Source organism: Rheinheimera muenzenbergensis (genome assembly GCF_036984005.1).
In the GTDB taxonomy this organism is placed as follows: domain Bacteria; phylum Pseudomonadota; class Gammaproteobacteria; order Enterobacterales; family Alteromonadaceae; genus Alishewanella; species Alishewanella muenzenbergensis.
Genome location: NZ_JALAAR010000007.1, coordinates 186534 through 201510 on the forward strand (window position 1 = coordinate 186534; position 14977 = coordinate 201510).

12 protein-coding genes are annotated in these 14977 nt (G+C 51.6%); 10 read left to right on the forward strand and 2 right to left on the reverse strand.

From position 1 onward, the window contains the following. Nucleotides 1–180: 180 nt before the first annotated feature. From nagK to MN202_RS10300, 5 genes are all read left to right on the forward strand, one after another. On the forward strand, nucleotides 181–1092 hold the full coding sequence (gene nagK, locus MN202_RS10280) for an N-acetylglucosamine kinase (protein ID WP_335736029.1): 912 nt from the start codon (nucleotides 181–183) through the stop codon (nucleotides 1090–1092). Nucleotides 1093–1106: 14 nt separating this feature from the next. After that, a complete protein-coding gene (nagB-II, locus tag MN202_RS10285) occupies nucleotides 1107–2105 on the forward strand; it encodes a glucosamine-6-phosphate deaminase NagB-II (RefSeq protein ID WP_335736030.1) in 999 nt (332 codons plus the stop codon). A 20-nt stretch (nucleotides 2106–2125) separates the two neighbouring features. Then, a complete protein-coding gene (gene nagA, locus MN202_RS10290; protein ID WP_335736031.1) occupies nucleotides 2126–3244 on the forward strand; it encodes an N-acetylglucosamine-6-phosphate deacetylase in 1119 nt (372 codons plus the stop codon). Between the two features lie 80 nt (nucleotides 3245–3324). Further along, a complete protein-coding gene (nagP, locus tag MN202_RS10295) occupies nucleotides 3325–4617 on the forward strand; it encodes an N-acetylglucosamine MFS transporter NagP (RefSeq protein ID WP_335736032.1) in 1293 nt (430 codons plus the stop codon). Beyond that, on the forward strand, nucleotides 4617–5690 hold the full coding sequence (locus MN202_RS10300; protein WP_335736033.1) for an acyltransferase family protein: 1074 nt from the start codon (nucleotides 4617–4619) through the stop codon (nucleotides 5688–5690). Before nagP ends, MN202_RS10300 begins: the two co-directional genes overlap by 1 nt. A gap of 21 nt (nucleotides 5691–5711) precedes the next feature. Here the strand turns inward: MN202_RS10300 and MN202_RS10305 are convergent, their stop codons facing one another. Further along, the gene (locus tag MN202_RS10305) at nucleotides 5712–7115 is read right to left on the reverse strand and encodes a capsule assembly Wzi family protein (RefSeq protein ID WP_335736034.1); all 1404 of its coding nucleotides are present in this window, start codon (nucleotides 7113–7115) and stop codon (nucleotides 5712–5714) included. Then, on the reverse strand, nucleotides 7112–7594 hold the full coding sequence (gene coaD, locus MN202_RS10310) for a pantetheine-phosphate adenylyltransferase (protein WP_418334278.1): 483 nt from the start codon (nucleotides 7592–7594) through the stop codon (nucleotides 7112–7114). Before coaD ends, MN202_RS10305 begins: the two co-directional genes overlap by 4 nt. A gap of 118 nt (nucleotides 7595–7712) precedes the next feature. Between coaD and MN202_RS10315 the strand changes: the two genes are divergently transcribed. From MN202_RS10315 to MN202_RS10335, 5 genes are all read left to right on the forward strand, one after another. Beyond that, nucleotides 7713–8360: a TetR/AcrR family transcriptional regulator gene (locus MN202_RS10315; RefSeq protein ID WP_335736035.1), complete on the forward strand. Its 648-nt coding sequence runs from the start codon at nucleotides 7713–7715 to the stop codon at nucleotides 8358–8360. 158 nt (nucleotides 8361–8518) lie between these two features. Beyond that, the gene (locus tag MN202_RS10320; RefSeq protein WP_335736036.1) at nucleotides 8519–9715 is read left to right on the forward strand and encodes a glycine C-acetyltransferase; all 1197 of its coding nucleotides are present in this window, start codon (nucleotides 8519–8521) and stop codon (nucleotides 9713–9715) included. A gap of 15 nt (nucleotides 9716–9730) precedes the next feature. Continuing rightward, a complete protein-coding gene (tdh, locus tag MN202_RS10325) occupies nucleotides 9731–10756 on the forward strand; it encodes an L-threonine 3-dehydrogenase (RefSeq protein ID WP_335736037.1) in 1026 nt (341 codons plus the stop codon). A gap of 206 nt (nucleotides 10757–10962) precedes the next feature. Further along, nucleotides 10963–11502, forward strand: coding sequence for a PEP-CTERM sorting domain-containing protein (locus tag MN202_RS10330; protein WP_335736038.1), 540 nt, complete (start codon nucleotides 10963–10965; stop codon nucleotides 11500–11502). A 287-nt stretch (nucleotides 11503–11789) separates the two neighbouring features. Continuing rightward, the gene (locus MN202_RS10335; RefSeq protein WP_335736039.1) at nucleotides 11790–14891 is read left to right on the forward strand and encodes a S8 family serine peptidase; all 3102 of its coding nucleotides are present in this window, start codon (nucleotides 11790–11792) and stop codon (nucleotides 14889–14891) included. Nucleotides 14892–14977: the final 86 nt, after the last annotated feature.

Genomic DNA, 14977 nt, shown 5'->3' on the forward strand with positions numbered 1-14977 from the left:
ACTTAAACAGAAAAACCCAGCTGCATTTTTAAACAAAGGACTTGTTATTTGTCAGAATTATTATATGCTGATTTTAAAAAATGACAACGCTGTCAATTTTGCTCTGGCACAGAAACCAGTGTAAGAAAGCAGCAGCCTGCTGGTCAGGCTTTATACAGCAAATGCAATAAGGTGGACAGGATGAATGCAGCACTAAGGGCCGATGCGCCTTTGTATCTGGGGATCGATGGCGGCGGCAGTAAATGTCGCGCCGTTATAGTGTCGTCAGAGCAGCAGGTGCTAGGCGAGGGGCTGTCCGGGCCAGCCAATCCGTTGCGTGGCATGAAAATAGCCACCGACTCTATTTTGGCTGCAACCCAGCAAGCGCTTGGCAGCGCAGGGCTGTCGTTTAATGATATGTCCCGCCTGATCGCTGGCGCCGGGTTGGCCGGCGTGAACGTACCGCAGTATTTTCAGTTGTTGTCTGACTGGCAACATCCGTTTAAAGCTCTGCATTTAACGACAGACTTGCATATTGCCTGTATGGGCGCTCACCAGGGGCAGGACGGAGCAGTAATAATTGTCGGCACAGGCTCCTGTGGTCTGGCAGCCGTTAATGGCAGCCTGACAGAAGTCGGTGGCCATGGTTTTCCTTATGGTGATAATGGCAGCGGCGCCTGGTTTGGCATGCAACTGGTGCATAAGGTCTTGCTGAGTCTGGATCAACTGGCACCGGCAACGAGCATGGCCGGGCTATTGCTGCAGGAACTGGCGGTCAGTGACAGCCTGGGCATAGTGTCGCATTTTATGCATGCTACCCCGACAACCTATGCTAAATATGCGCCGCTGGTGTTTAGTGCTGCCGAGCAGGGTGACGTGACAGCACAAGCGGTAGTCGCTCAGGGCGCGGAGTTTATTGCCGCCATTGCCCGGCGTTTGCTTAGCCAACAGCCACCTCGGCTGTCATTTATTGGTGGTCTGGCGTATAAGTTATTGCCGCACTTACCGCAGGATATTCAGCAACAGGTTACACCGGCACAACAAACGCCCGAGCTCGGCGCAGTTTGGTTTGCCCGCAAGCACAGTCAGTCATCTTCAATTAGTGTCGCATAATAGGTAAAGACGTAATGAACAATAGCATTATGGCTGCAGAAGCCAGAGAAACCCCACAACGTATCGCCGAGCAACTGACAGCCAATGCGGCAACGGTACAGCAGGTGGTACAGCAGATCCGCAGCAGGGCACCAAAATTTGTCTATATGGTTGGCCGTGGTTCGTCTGATCATGCTGGCGTGTTTGCCAAATATTTAATTGAAATTGAAATAGGTTTACCGGTGGCGGCAGCGGCGCCGTCGATTGCCAGTGTCTATAACAAATCGTTGCAGTTGGCTGACGCTTTGGTGCTGGTGATCTCACAATCGGGCCGCAGCCCGGATATTCTGGCGCAGGTCGCTATGGCCAAACGCAGCGGCGCTATGGTGGTGGCTCTGGTTAATGACACTACATCACCACTGGCTGAAGAAGCACACTTTGTGCTGCCACTGCATGTTGGCGCGGAAAAGGCTGTAGCGGCAACCAAAAGTTATCTGGCAACCTTAAGCGCTATTTTGCAATTAGTATCTGCCTGGTCAGACAATGCGCAGTTGCAACAAGCGGTGCAAAATCTGCCACAGTTGCTGCAATCTGCTATCGATGCACCGCAACAGTTAAATAGCACAGCGCTGGAAAAAGTCGCTCATCTGGTTGTGTTGGGCCGGGGCCTGGGTTATGCCATTTCGCGCGAAATTGCCTTAAAACTGAAAGAAGTGTGCGGCATTCATGCCGAGGCTTTTTCCAGTGCAGAGTTTTTACATGGCCCTGTTACCCTGGTTAAAAATCAGTTCGCCATTGTCGATGTCAGTGTCGAAGATGAAACCATCACTGCACACCGCAGCCAGATTGACGATGTCAGAAGCCGTGGCGCCGCCTTAGTGCAGTTACACCATCAGGGTTTAACAGCGCATCCGCGTTTGCTGCCGTTATTAATTTTGCAACGCTTTTACCTCGATGTAGAAGTGGTCGCGCGCAGCCGCGGTATTAACCCGGACGCCCCGCCGGGGCTGAATAAAGTCACCAAAACGGTTTAACCAGTGAACGGTAATAATAGATGCAGCAGTTAAGTGTCAGCCGCCTGTTTGACGGCGAAAAATGGTACGACAACCTTAGTGTAACTTTCGTCGATGGGGTTATTCAGGCTATTGAACCGGCAACCGGCGCGGTAACGCAGGGCATGCTGGTACCAGGCTTTGTTGATGTACAGGTAAATGGTGGTGGTGGTGCTTTATTTAATGCCACGCCAACGCGACAAGCGCTGCGTACTATGCTGCGGGCGCACGCCCGTTTCGGTACTACGGCCATGTTGCCAACGGTTATTACCGATCAGTTAGACGTGATGCAAAATGCCGCTGATGCGATAGCACAAGCTATTGCTGACAACGAACCCGGCATAATTGGTGTGCACTTTGAAGGGCCGCATCTGTCGGTGCCGAAAAAGGGCGTGCACCCCGAGCAACATATCCGCCAGCTTAGCGCTGGCGAGCTGGCACTTTACAGCCGCAAAGATTTAGGCATAAAACTGCTTACGGTGGCACCGGAAAACGTTAGTCCTGCACAAATACGTCAATTGACCGAGTTAAATGTGATTGTCTGCCTGGGGCACTCCAACGCCGACTCAGCGACTGTGCAGGCGGCGCTTAACGCCGGGGCCACCGGTTTTACCCATTTGTATAATGCCATGTCGCCACTTACCTCGCGTGAGCCGGGCATGGTGGGGGTGGCATTGGCCGATCCGCACAGCTGGTGCGGCGTAATTTTTGATGGCTACCACATGCACCCACTGGCAGCGAAAGTGGCGTTGGCGGCTAAACCTGCAGGCAAGTTAATGCTCGTTACCGATGCGATGTCGCCGGTAGGCACAGATGCCACCGAATTTGATTTGTTCGGTGGCAAGGTAGTACGCCATGGCAATAAACTGACCGATGCCGAAGGCCGGCTGGCTGGCTCGGTACTAGATATGGCCGCTGCTGTGCGCTACGCCATAGAGTCCCTGGACGTTGCGCCTGATGAGGCATTAAGGATGGCTTCGTTGTATCCGGCGCAATTTCTTCATGCCAGCCATTTGGGCAAGATAGCGGTGGGATATCAGGCCGATATGGTACTGCTGGATCCTAACTGGCAGGTCAGGCAAAACTGGATAGCCGGCCAGCAAAGCGATAGCAACAGATAACAAGCATAGTTAATACAAGAACTGTCAGAAGAACTATCACAATAACAAGCACGATAACAAAGCGGGGAAGGAATATGGAAATGGCTGCACAACAGACAAAAAGCCGTAATAGCACTATGCCCATGGTCATAGTGGCTATGCTATTTTTTGTGCTGGGTTTCGCCACCTGGCTAAATGGTTCACTGATGCCTTATTTGCAACAGATGTTGCAATTAACACCTTTGCAGGCGTCGCTGATTATCTTTTCTTTTTATATAGCGGTTACCTTTACCGCGTTGCCATCGGCCTGGCTGATCCGCAAAGTCGGCTATAAAAATGGTATGGCACTGGGCATGGCAACCATGATGCTGGCCGGTTTGCTGTATATACCGGCGGCGCAAACACAAACCTTTGCGTTATTTTTATTGGCGCAACTGGTGATAGGTACCGGCCAGACATTACTGCAAACCGCTGTTAACCCATATGTGGTTAAGATTGGTCCGGAAGAAACGGCGGCTGTGCGTATCAGCATTATGGGGATCTTAAACAAAACCGCCGGTGTAGTGGCACCCATAGTGTTTACTGCGCTGATGGCTGGCAGCTTTGCAACTAAAACAGATGTCGCACTGACTGCAGAGCAAATAGACACTATGGCATCCGGCCTGGTATTACCGTATCTTGGCCTGGCAGCCTTTTTGGGCTTGCTGGCGCTGGCAGTCAAGTACTCCCCTTTGCCGGAGCTGGAAAAAGAAGCCGATACTGCGGGTAGCAGTGGTCAGCTAAAAGCAGCACTGGCGCGACCCAGCCTGGCGTTGGGTGTAGTGGCGCTGTTTGTTTATGTCGCCGTTGAGGTTATTGCCGGTGATACCATAGGTTTATTTGCCTTATCATTGGGCGTTGAGCGCTACACCGTAATGACCTCCTATACCATGGCATGCATGGTGCTGGGTTATGTTTTGGGTATAGTACTGATCCCGCGGGTGTTATCGCAGCAACGTGCGCTGGCCATATCTGCTGTATTAGGTTTATTACTGACAACGGCCATTGTATTTGGTGATACCAGCTCTTATGCCATTGCCAATGCGCTGTTAGTGCCATTTGGTGGTACTGCATTACCGGATACCTTACTGTTTATTGCGGTGCTGGGCTTAGCCAATGCCATCGTCTGGCCAGCCGTTTGGCCACTGGCACTATCTGGCCTGGGCAGCCTGACCAGCGTAGGGTCGGCACTGTTAATTATGGGTATCGCCGGTGGTGCATTCGGGCCGTTATTCTGGGGCCTGGCAAGCGGCACAGGTTTGGGCCAGCAAGGTGCTTATATTGTCATGCTGCCATGCTACCTGTTTATTTTATTTTATGCCGTTAAAGGCCATAAGCTGACCAGTTGGAAGTAATGCCGGCGAATCGTTTTTTAGCGCTGGATGCGCTACGCGGCCTGGCGGTAGCACTGATGATCCTGGTGAATACGCCAGGATCCTGGCAGCATGTGTACAGCCCCTTGCTACACGCCTCCTGGGACGGTTTTACCTTCGCTGATATTGTATTTCCGGCGTTCTTATTTGTGGTCGGTGCCGCTATGTTTTATGCGCTGCGCCGGGCCCAAGCGGATGCCGCAACCTTTTTGCGTATCGCCAAGCGCAGTGCCTTGCTGGTGTTAATCGGGATTTTATTAAACTGGTTTCCGTTTAGCGGCAGCCTGGCCGAGCTGCGCTTACCTGGGGTTTTGCAGCGCATTGGCCTGTGTTACGGCATTGCAGCCGTGTTGGTGCTGCTTGTTAAGCGGCCGCATCTGCCCTGGCTGGCAGCGATACTGTTAGCGTTATATTGGTTGCTGTTGCAAGGGACTGCTCAGCAGCCATATAGCTTAGAGCATAATCTGGTGCGGCAGCTCGATCTAGCGCTGCTCGGAGCAAAACATCTGTATCAGGGCTTTGGCATCGCCTTTGACCCTGAAGGTTTGCTAAGCACTTTGCCGGCAGTGGCTTCAGTACTGCTGGGTTATTATGCTGCGCAACAACTTAGCGAACGAACTGCCACAGCCGGCGCCAGCTGGTTACTAACTGCCGGACTGGCTTTATTGCTGGCCGCCTGGTTATGCAGCCAGATCTGGCCGGTTAACAAAGCGCTGTGGAGTGGCAGCTATGTATTGCTAACGGCCGGGTTGTTGTTTTGGTTGCTGGCTGGCCTGCTGTGGTTAAGCGACATAAAAGGCCGGCAGTTGCTGCTGCAACCCCTGGTAACGTACGGCACTAATCCGCTGTTTATTTATGTGCTGTCCTGGCTCTGGGCTGTAACCTTAGGCCTGATCCCGGTTGGCGACACTAATCTGTATCAGGCGTTGTTTAGCCTGTTGGCGCAGTTTTTGCCAGCCAAATTGGCGTCATTGCTGTTTGCGGTGGCACATGTGGTGTGGTTTTGGTGGTTATCGCGGCTATTGTACCGGCGTAACATTATTATCCGCCTGTAATGCAGGCGGATAATCGCAGGGCTAGAAGCGATATTCCCAGGTTGCCGCCAGGCTAGCGCGCTTAATTTTTAATTCCGGCTGCGGTGATTTATCAAACACCCGGCCTTCAAGGCTTAGCAGGCCGTTAAACAGTGGTTGGCGGTATTCCAGCCGCAGTTGCCAGTTGTGTAGCGCGGTTGTCTCGCTGACAAAACGGCCGCGAAGTAAGGTTGCTGCCCAGCTGTAGCCGTCAAATGTCTGGTAGCGGTAACCTGCCGATAATACCTGTGCATCGGCGCCGTAGCCACTGCCAATTAGCCGGCCATAGCGGCGGTATCCCTGCGGGTACAGTTCGCTTTCGTAGGCACAATTGCCAGCCTGCGCTCTGCCATCACAGCGAATATAGCTATCAGACCATTCCAGGCTTAAGGTATGTACGGCCGCTTCTGAGCCAAAATAGCTGCGTACACCATACAGTTGTAGCGGCTTAGTCAGTTGGCCACCGTTGTTATCATCAGCCAGCTCGCCGTAAAAGCTCAGTGGCCAGCCAGCCAGCCGGGTATGGAAGGTGAAATCAATCGCGGCCATATTGTCGGCATTGTCGTCGCTGTCGCTGCGCAGCAACAGCATGTCGGCAAAGGCACCGGCGCTATTGTCAAGCGTATCACCGCCCCACTGGCTAATGCGGGACAGGCCCAGCTCCAGCTGCGGCAGCGGCCGGGCACTAAAGCGGGCACCAAAATGTTTAATCTGTGCCGGGTTGCTCTGATGTTCGCCCTGTCCGAGATAAGCGGTAAAACTCCAGGGGCCAAGCCAGCTAAACAGACTCGCCTCACTGGCTTGCCAGCTATGCCGGCTTAAACGCAGCGATGGGATTGGTCTAGCATTGTTGCTCAGCAACAGGCTGCTTTGCTGGCCAGGTCCCCACCATAACGGCAACTGATCTACTGCCAGTACCCAGTTGCCGGCAATCAGCGCCAGGTAACTGCCATCGTACGTTAGGTCTTGCTCGGTGTTGTTATCTGCGGTGTTGCGGTAATTTAACTGGCTTTTTCCTGCCCAGTTATCCCCCAGATACTCTTTAAATACACTGACACTACTTTGCTCAAAATAGCTTTCGCCAAAGCTTTGAAACAACGATGGATCTGAACTGGCTTTCAGTTTAACCCCGGCAATGTAGCTGTGCTGGCTGGCGTGCAGGGCGGCACGCACATGGGCCAGAGCAAAGCGCAGCTCTGCCACCGATTGCTCGTCAGCCCGGGCCAAATCGGCAGCAATGTTTTTCCACATCAGCGGATAGGTATTTACCGGGCCGGTTAAAATGCCGGCCTGCGCCAGAGTTTGCAGTGACTGACGCAAATAGTTGTCTGTGGTATCAACCCAGGGCGCAGCCATCAGCGATGCGCTGCCAAACCACAGCGCCAGTGCAGATAAATTTCGTTTCATAGTTTTAATTTGGTTTTTAGCGCTTGTTCAACATGAGCCGGCACAAAGCTCGACACATCTCCGCCATGGCGGCACACCTCTTTTACCAGGGTTGATGAGATAAAGGTGTTTTTTTCTGACGGCGTCATAAACACACTGTCCAGTGTCGGGTTAAGCTGGCGGTTCATGCTGGCCAGCTGAAATTCATATTCAAAATCGGCCACGGCCCGCACGCCGCGGATTAACACGGCAGCATGTTGTTCTTTGGCAAACTGGGCCAGTAAGCCGGAAAAACCAATAACGCTGACATTTTTTATACCGGCAAAGGCCTGTTGCGCCAACGCTACCCGTTCATCCAGTGAAAACAGCGGTTGTTTACTCGGGTTAGCGGCAACGCCGACAATAACACTGTCAAACATGCAGGCAGCACGTTGTACCAGATCTGCATGGCCGTTGGTTAAAGGGTCAAAAGTGCCTGGGTAAATAGCTTTAATTTTCATTATGTTAGCGGCATTCCTTGGCGAGGGTAGTGGCGGCATTACCCTGCGACTAGAGTTTTTAGTCAATTTGGCGTTACTATAGCAAATTAATTTAGCCAACCATAAGCCTGTTTCGCAGATGGAAAAAAAGCTCAGAACAAAAGATAAAATTCTGCAAGCCAGCATAGAACTGTTTAATCAGGTCGGCGAGCGCCAGGTTACCACCAATCATATCGCAGCACATTTGGGCATTAGCCCTGGTAACCTGTATTACCATTTTCGCAATAAAGAAGACATAGTACGGCAGATTTTTAAAGAATATGCCAAGCTGCTGGACACCCGCATTAAGCCACCTACAGATCAGGCAGAAGCGCTGGATGCCCTGGCCAGTTATCTGGACGCGGTATTTGAACTGATGTGGCGTTTTCATTTCTTTTACGCCAATTTGCCGGATATTTTATCGCGCGATGCGGCATTGCAGCAGGATTACCTGTTAGTGCAACAAGGCGTGCTGGCGCGGGTAACTGCGGTATTGCAAGCGCTGAAAGCCTCTGCCGTGATCCGTATTGAAGATGACGACATTACCGATCTGGCACATACGATAAAGCTGGTGGTGACGTTTTGGATCAGCTATCTGAAAACCCAATCGCCGCAGCAGCAAATTGATAAAGCCAGTGTTTATCAGGGCGTACTGCAGGTGCTATTGCTGTTTAAGCCTTATGCCACCGAGCAGGCCAAACCAAGGATAACCCGGTTACAACAGCATTACGAAGCGCTGGCGTACTAGCGCCGGCGAACGCTCACAAGCTGCATTGTTGTAGGCTAAACTTGACAGCAGCAGGTCCAAACAGTGCACTAATCTGTGCAAAAGCGCTGCACGGCGTTGGCATAAGCTTTACAATGGCGCCGTTTTTCTGAACCCTCACCCCCTAAACAGGAGGCTTTATGCGCAATGGCGCTTATCTGCAACACATACAACAACAAATAGAAGATGTTAAGGCAGAAGGTTTATACAAAGCAGAACGTATTATCACCTCACAACAAAGTGCAGACGTGAGTGTTGCCGGCCAGCAGGTACTGAATTTCTGTGCCAATAACTATTTAGGCCTGGCCAACAACCCGCAACTGATTGCTGCGGCACAACAAGGCTTACAAAGCCATGGCTTCGGTGTGGCTTCGGTGCGTTTTATCTGCGGTACTCAGGATATTCATAAACAATTAGAGCAAAGCATCAGCGCATTTTTAGGCACTGAAGACACTATTTTATATTCATCTTGTTTTGATGCTAACGGTGGCTTGTTCGAAACCATCCTCGGTGCTGAAGATGCAGTGATTTCTGACGCCTTAAACCATGCCTCTATTATTGACGGTGTGCGGCTATGTAAAGCCAAACGTTACCGGTATGCCAACAACAATATGGCCGATTTAGAAGCGCAGTTAAAGCAAGCCGACGCTGATGGCGCCCGCTTTAAGCTAATTGCTACCGACGGTGTGTTTTCAATGGATGGCGTAATTGCTGATCTGAAAACAGTATGTGATCTGGCGGATAAATATAATGCGCTGGTCATGGTAGATGACAGCCATGCGGTAGGCTTTGTTGGCAAAAATGGCCGTGGTACCCACGAATATTGCGGCGTTATGGACAGAGTAGACATTATTACCGGCACTTTAGGTAAGGCGCTGGGCGGCGCGTCCGGTGGCTACACCTCGGGTAAAAAAGCAGTAATTGAATGGTTGCGGCAGCGCTCGCGGCCTTATTTGTTCTCTAATTCACTGGCACCTTCTATTGTTACTGCGTCAATCACAGTGCTGGATATGTTAGCCCAGGGCGACGCTCTGCGGGAAAAACTGTGGCAAAACGCCGCTTACTTTCGCGAAAAAATGTCGGCGGCAGGTTTTACGCTGGCCGGCAAAGATCACGCTATTATTCCGGTAATGCTGGGCGATGCCAAAATAGCAGCTGAGATGGCTAAGCGCATGCTGGAGCAAGGTATTTACGTGGTCGGTTTCTCTTTCCCGGTGGTGCCAAAAGGCCAGGCCCGTATCCGGACACAAATTTCAGCAGCACATACAACAGAGCAACTGGATAAGGCGATAGACGCCTTTATCCGCATTGGTAAAGACATGGGCGTGATCGCATAAGGGCGGGGCGTGAAAATGAAAGCACTGGCAAAGTTAAAAGCAGAACCGGGTATTTGGCAAACCGAGGTAGAAAAACCGCAGGTAGGGCCGAATGATGTGTTAATTCGCATAAAGAAAACCGCGATTTGTGGTACCGATGTGCACATTTATAAGTGGGATGAGTGGGCGCAAAACACTATTCCGCATGGCATGGTAGTAGGCCATGAATATGTAGGTGTTATTGAAGATATGGGTTCAGAAGTGCGCGGTTTTAGTATTGGCGACCGCGTCTCCGGCGAAGGCCACATTACCTGTGGTCACTGTCGCAACTGTCGCGCCGGCCGGGTGCATTTGTGCCGTAATACCATAGGTGTCGGTGTCAACCGGCCTGGTTCTTTTGCTGAGTATCTGGTTATTCCGGCCTATAACGCCTTTAAGCTGGCAGATAATATTCCTGACAATATTGCCGCTATTTTTGATCCTTTTGGGAATGCGGTACATACGGCGCTGTCATTCGATTTAGTTGGCGAAGATGTGCTTATTACCGGGGCTGGCCCCATTGGTATTATGGCCGCGGCGGTGGCGCGTCATGTTGGCGCCCGGCATGTGGTTATTACTGATGTCAACCAGTACCGGCTGGAGCTGGCACTGAAAATGGGTGCTACACGGGCGGTGGATGTCAGCAAGCAGAACTTAAAAGACGTGATGAAAGAGCTGGGCATGACGGAAGGGTTTGACGTTGGCCTGGAAATGTCCGGGGTGCCTTCGGCGTTTCGTGGCATGCTCGATACCATGAATCATGGTGGCAAGATTGCCATGCTGGGTATTCCACCGTCAGATATGGCCGTAGATTGGAATAAAGTAATCTTCAAAGGCCTGGTGATTAAAGGCATTTACGGCCGCGAGATGTTTGAAACCTGGTACAAAATGGCCAGTTTAATTCAATCCGGCCTCGACCTTAGCCCTATGGTCACGCATGAATTGCCGGTAGAGCAGTTCCAGCAAGGCTTTGACATTATGTGCTCCGGCCAGTCGGGTAAAGTCGTACTTAACTGGTCTTAGTCTGTCCGTTAGCAGTAAAAAGGCGAACTCAGGTTCGCCTTTTTTATTGTCTATTTTTTATACATCAGCTCGGGCGTAAGCTAGTTTAACAATAGCTAATAGATTGAATAAATTCAGTATTAACAATTGGATTGTTTTATGCATTGGTTAAATTGCAAGCAATTGCACCACACCTAATCTAAAACAAAATAAATAAGAGGTAATCCATGTTGAAGTCTATTGTTCTTGCACTGTCTGTCGTGCTGCTCAGTGCTGTCACCCTGTCGAAACCGGCCCATGCAGGCCTGATCCTGACACAGGAGCTGCTGGTAGAAGACCCGGGTGGCAGTATTATTTCTATCGGCGCTATTAGTTTTGATACTGACGATCTTGATGAATGGTTTCCTGGCACCGGCGAATTGCTGGCGTGGCAAAGTTTTACCCTGTTCGGCTATGAAATTGACAGCAGTTTTTTCTTTGTAAGCTTAGGGTTTGACCCGGCCAACGTTTTCGCTGGCCTGGAATATTTGAACTTTGATGTTAGCGATATCAGCGGAGAATTCGCCTTTTCGGGCTTTTTCGATCTGAATGATCCCGGCTTACCGCCTTATTTCACCTCCTATAACTTTACCACCGATGAATTTACCGCATTGGTGAATTTAGCACCGGGCCAAACTACCGCAGTACCGGCACCGGCCACTTTCTGGTTGTTGTTTGGCGCTTTGGCAGGCTTGATGGTACGTCAGCGTCGACACGGGCTGGTTTAGCCTGGCAGCGTCTGCTTTTTTGCACAGCACCTGGTCGGCTCCTGCGTACACATATCTGCAACAAGCAGTTACAGCTTTGCAGGCTCTGTACCGTGTCGGCTGAGTGAAATGACTGGCTGTCAAAAAATTATACAGTAGTTGTCAGTAAGTTTATCGCAGCAATAACGCTATTGCGGCGTTAAACAACGCTGCAGCGAGAGTCAGATGGCTGGAAGCCGAACGGCAGTGACTTCCCTCCGAATTAACTCCTGTTGTACAGCGAGAAAAACAATAAACGGAGATATCAGATGCAATTTAACCAATTTATGTCCAGAACGGCCTGTGCTGTTGCTTTGGCGGTAGGCGCCATGCCAGCTGTAGTAGTGGCGACGAATTATCAGATTGAAGTAGACCGCACCCTGCTACAGCAAGCAGAAGAAAGCACGACGCCGGTGCCTTATATTGTGCAGGTAAAAGGTAAAAGCGGGGTAGAAAAAGCGGAAGAACTGGGTGAGCTGCTGCCGGCGGCAGAATCGGTCACCGTCGGTCTTAACCGCTACAATGCCGGATCAGCCCGAATGCTAAGCTACACCAACGGCTTAAAACATTTTCATCAACAGTTAGCCACGCAAAGTGGCAGCGGCAAGTTGTTATATTCGTACACCCATACTTTTAATGGCTTTTCGGCGAAAATGACCGCGGCTCAGGCCGAAACATTGCGTAACCATCCGAATGTGCTGGGGGTATGGCGTGATGAAGCGCAGCAACTTACCACCTCTAATACGCCGGCTTTTCTTGGCCTGACCGGTGAACCTGACGGTTTACATGTGCAAGGTGTAAAAGGTGAAGGCATAGTCATAGGTGTAGTTGACAGCGGTATCTGGCCAGAGCATCCCAGCTTTGCCGATGATGGCAGCTACACTCCGCTGGCGGGGTGGGCCGGAGCCTGTGATAGCGGTGAAGATGCGGCTTTCAGCTGTAATAACAAACTGATTGGTGCCCGCTATTACAAAGAATCGTTTGAAAGCGTATATCAGCTGCAACCAGGCGAGTTTGTCTCCCCGCGGGATGCGGATGATCATGGTACCCATGTCGCCTCAACTGCTGCTGGTAATGCAGATGTTACAGCGGTACTCAACGGCACCGCAGTGGCTACCGTGTCGGGTATAGCCCCGCGCGCCCGTGTTGCTATGTATAAAGCCTGCTGGAATAGCACTTACACTAATCCGCAGGGGCAGCCGGAACGCGGTTGTTTTGGCGGCGATACTATGGCCGCCATTGACCAGGCTGTGGCTGACGGTGTCGATGTGATTAACTATTCCATTAGCGGCAGTTTAACCAATATCACCACGCCACAGGCTGCTGCAAAATTGCGCGCTGCCCAGGCCGGGGTCTTTGTCGCAGTGTCTGCAGGTAATAACGGCCCGGCAGCAAGCACCATTGGCACGCCGGCTCCCTGGGTTACTACGGTTGCGGCTTCGACGTACAGTGGTACCAGTGTATCTAACGGCATCGAAGTCACCGCCGGTCCGCTACAGGGTGTGTATCAGTCAATAGAAGGTGTTACGACAGTACCGCTTAGTGTAAGCGGTGATGTTGTTGCTGACGTGGTTGTGGCGTCGCCACTTGAAGCCTGTACCGCGCTGAATAATGCCGCCGAACTGGCGGGCAAAATTGCGCTGATGCAACGTGGTAACTGCGGCTTTGATATTAAACTGGCGAACGCGCAGGCGGCCGGTGTTGCGGCGGTTATTATGTACAATAACTCGGCAGCGGCACCTATTGCTATGGGGGGCACCGGCAGTTTTACTTTCCCTGCGGTAATGACTACTTTGGCAGCCGGCAGTGCTATTAACGCAGAAATAAGTGGCGGTGGTACTGTTAATGTAAAAATGAGCCCGTCGGTATTTGTAGACGATGTGGTTGAGGTGGGCAATTTGATGGCAGGGTTCTCGTCCCGGGGGCCGAACCTGAATACGCTGGATATCATTAAACCCGATATCACTGCCCCTGGCGTGAAAATTCTCGCCGGTGCATCGGCGCAATCAATGTTTGGCGCGCCAGGTACCAGTTTCACCTACCTGCAAGGCACGTCAATGTCCAGCCCGCATATTGCCGGTATTGCCGCTCTGGTAAAAGAAGTTAATCCGGGGTGGTCGGCAGCGATGATAAAATCGGCCATTATGACGACAGCCAGGCAAAACCTGAGCAAAGAAAACGGCGTAACCGCGGCTGATCCCTTTGATTTTGGCGCCGGCCATGTAGTGCCTAATACTGCTGTTAATCCGGGCTTGACCTATCCTATTTCTAATTTGGAATATTTTGCCTTCCTCTGTGGAGTGGGCCAGGGCGCCTTTGTGCAAACGGCCAGTGGCTTTTCCTGCGCTGCTTTTGTCAATGCCGGTTACAACACCGACGCCAGCCAGTTAAACCTGCCCTCTATGGCCATTGCTCAGCTGTCAGAGCAAGAAACCTTGCAGCGCCGGGTAACCAATGTCAGTGCTTCAGCCGCGGTATATACCGCCAGTATTGAAGCTCCTGCCGGTGTCAGCGTGACAGTTGTTACTAATGACGGTGCCAATATGCTGTCGGTGCCAGCGGGTGCGACAGTGCCGTTTAGTCTGATTTTTACGCCAACGCAAGACGCAGTGTTTGAGCAATGGGTGTTTGGTGCCATTACCTGGTCGGACGGAGTACACAGTGTACGCAGCCCGATAGCGGTAAAAGTGGTGCCGCCGAAGAAGATTGTTGCGCCGGCAGAAATTAATGCCTCTGCTTTGGCCAAAGGTGGCCGTGTCAGCTTTCCGGTAATGATGAACTACAGCGGCATGACCAGCACGGCGCTGTGGGGACTGACTGCACCCTTTGGGTCGTCCGGTGTAGTCGCGCAGGATGCTAACAGCAGCTTTACCTTCAATGAGCCGGGTTTAGGCTTCCATACTTTCCTGGTGCCGCAAGGTACCCGGTTGGTGCGTTTTAGCCTGTATGAAGAGCTGGCTGATGTACCTGGCGCGGATCTGGATATGTTTGTCTATCGTTGTATTGCGCTGTCATGCTCTGCGGTAGGTTCTTCCGCCAATGAGGGCGGTTACGAAGAGGTAACACTGCGTGATCCTGCACCTGCAGCCAATGGGGCCGCAGGCGACTTTTATCTGGTGTTTGTACACGGTTATTCGCTGTTTGGTGCAGAGCAGGCCAGCTACACCATGCCGGTTTGGCTTGCCAACGCCAATGAAAATAACAGCCGCGTCGCCGCCAGCATGCGGGCTATAGCCGGCAGGCCTAACAATGTTACCTTGATTACAACCGGTCTGACAGCCAGCCCATTTCCTTATCTTGGCGTGATGTCATTTAAAGATGAGGACGGCATTGAACAGGCCAGCAGTTTACTGGAGATCCTGGCTAACTAACACGGAGTATCTGATAGCAGCCCGGCATTTATGCCGGGCTTTTCCGGTAAAAGCCGTTGCCTTTACCGTTAAAGAAGCTGGCCTAT

What these genes read in the sequence shown, in the direction of transcription:
- nagA (WP_335736031.1), top strand. Translation starts at nt 2,126, where the DNA reads ATGCAGCAGTTAAGTGTCAGCCGCCTGTTTGACGGCGAAAAATGGTAC.
- MN202_RS10335 (WP_335736039.1), top strand. Translation starts at nt 11,790, where the DNA reads ATGCAATTTAACCAATTTATGTCCAGAACGGCCTGTGCTGTTGCTTTG.
- nagP (WP_335736032.1), top strand. Translation starts at nt 3,325, where the DNA reads ATGGCTGCACAACAGACAAAAAGCCGTAATAGCACTATGCCCATGGTC.
- nagK (WP_335736029.1), top strand. Translation starts at nt 181, where the DNA reads ATGAATGCAGCACTAAGGGCCGATGCGCCTTTGTATCTGGGGATCGAT.
- MN202_RS10320 (WP_335736036.1), top strand. Translation starts at nt 8,519, where the DNA reads ATGCGCAATGGCGCTTATCTGCAACACATACAACAACAAATAGAAGAT.
- tdh (WP_335736037.1), top strand. Translation starts at nt 9,731, where the DNA reads ATGAAAGCACTGGCAAAGTTAAAAGCAGAACCGGGTATTTGGCAAACC.
- nagB-II (WP_335736030.1), top strand. Translation starts at nt 1,107, where the DNA reads ATGAACAATAGCATTATGGCTGCAGAAGCCAGAGAAACCCCACAACGT.
- MN202_RS10315 (WP_335736035.1), top strand. Translation starts at nt 7,713, where the DNA reads ATGGAAAAAAAGCTCAGAACAAAAGATAAAATTCTGCAAGCCAGCATA.
- MN202_RS10330 (WP_335736038.1), top strand. Translation starts at nt 10,963, where the DNA reads ATGTTGAAGTCTATTGTTCTTGCACTGTCTGTCGTGCTGCTCAGTGCT.
- MN202_RS10305 (WP_335736034.1), bottom strand. Translation starts at nt 7,115, where the DNA reads ATGAAACGAAATTTATCTGCACTGGCGCTGTGGTTTGGCAGCGCATCG.
- MN202_RS10300 (WP_335736033.1), top strand. Translation starts at nt 4,617, where the DNA reads ATGCCGGCGAATCGTTTTTTAGCGCTGGATGCGCTACGCGGCCTGGCG.
- coaD (WP_418334278.1), bottom strand. Translation starts at nt 7,594, where the DNA reads ATGAAAATTAAAGCTATTTACCCAGGCACTTTTGACCCTTTAACCAAC.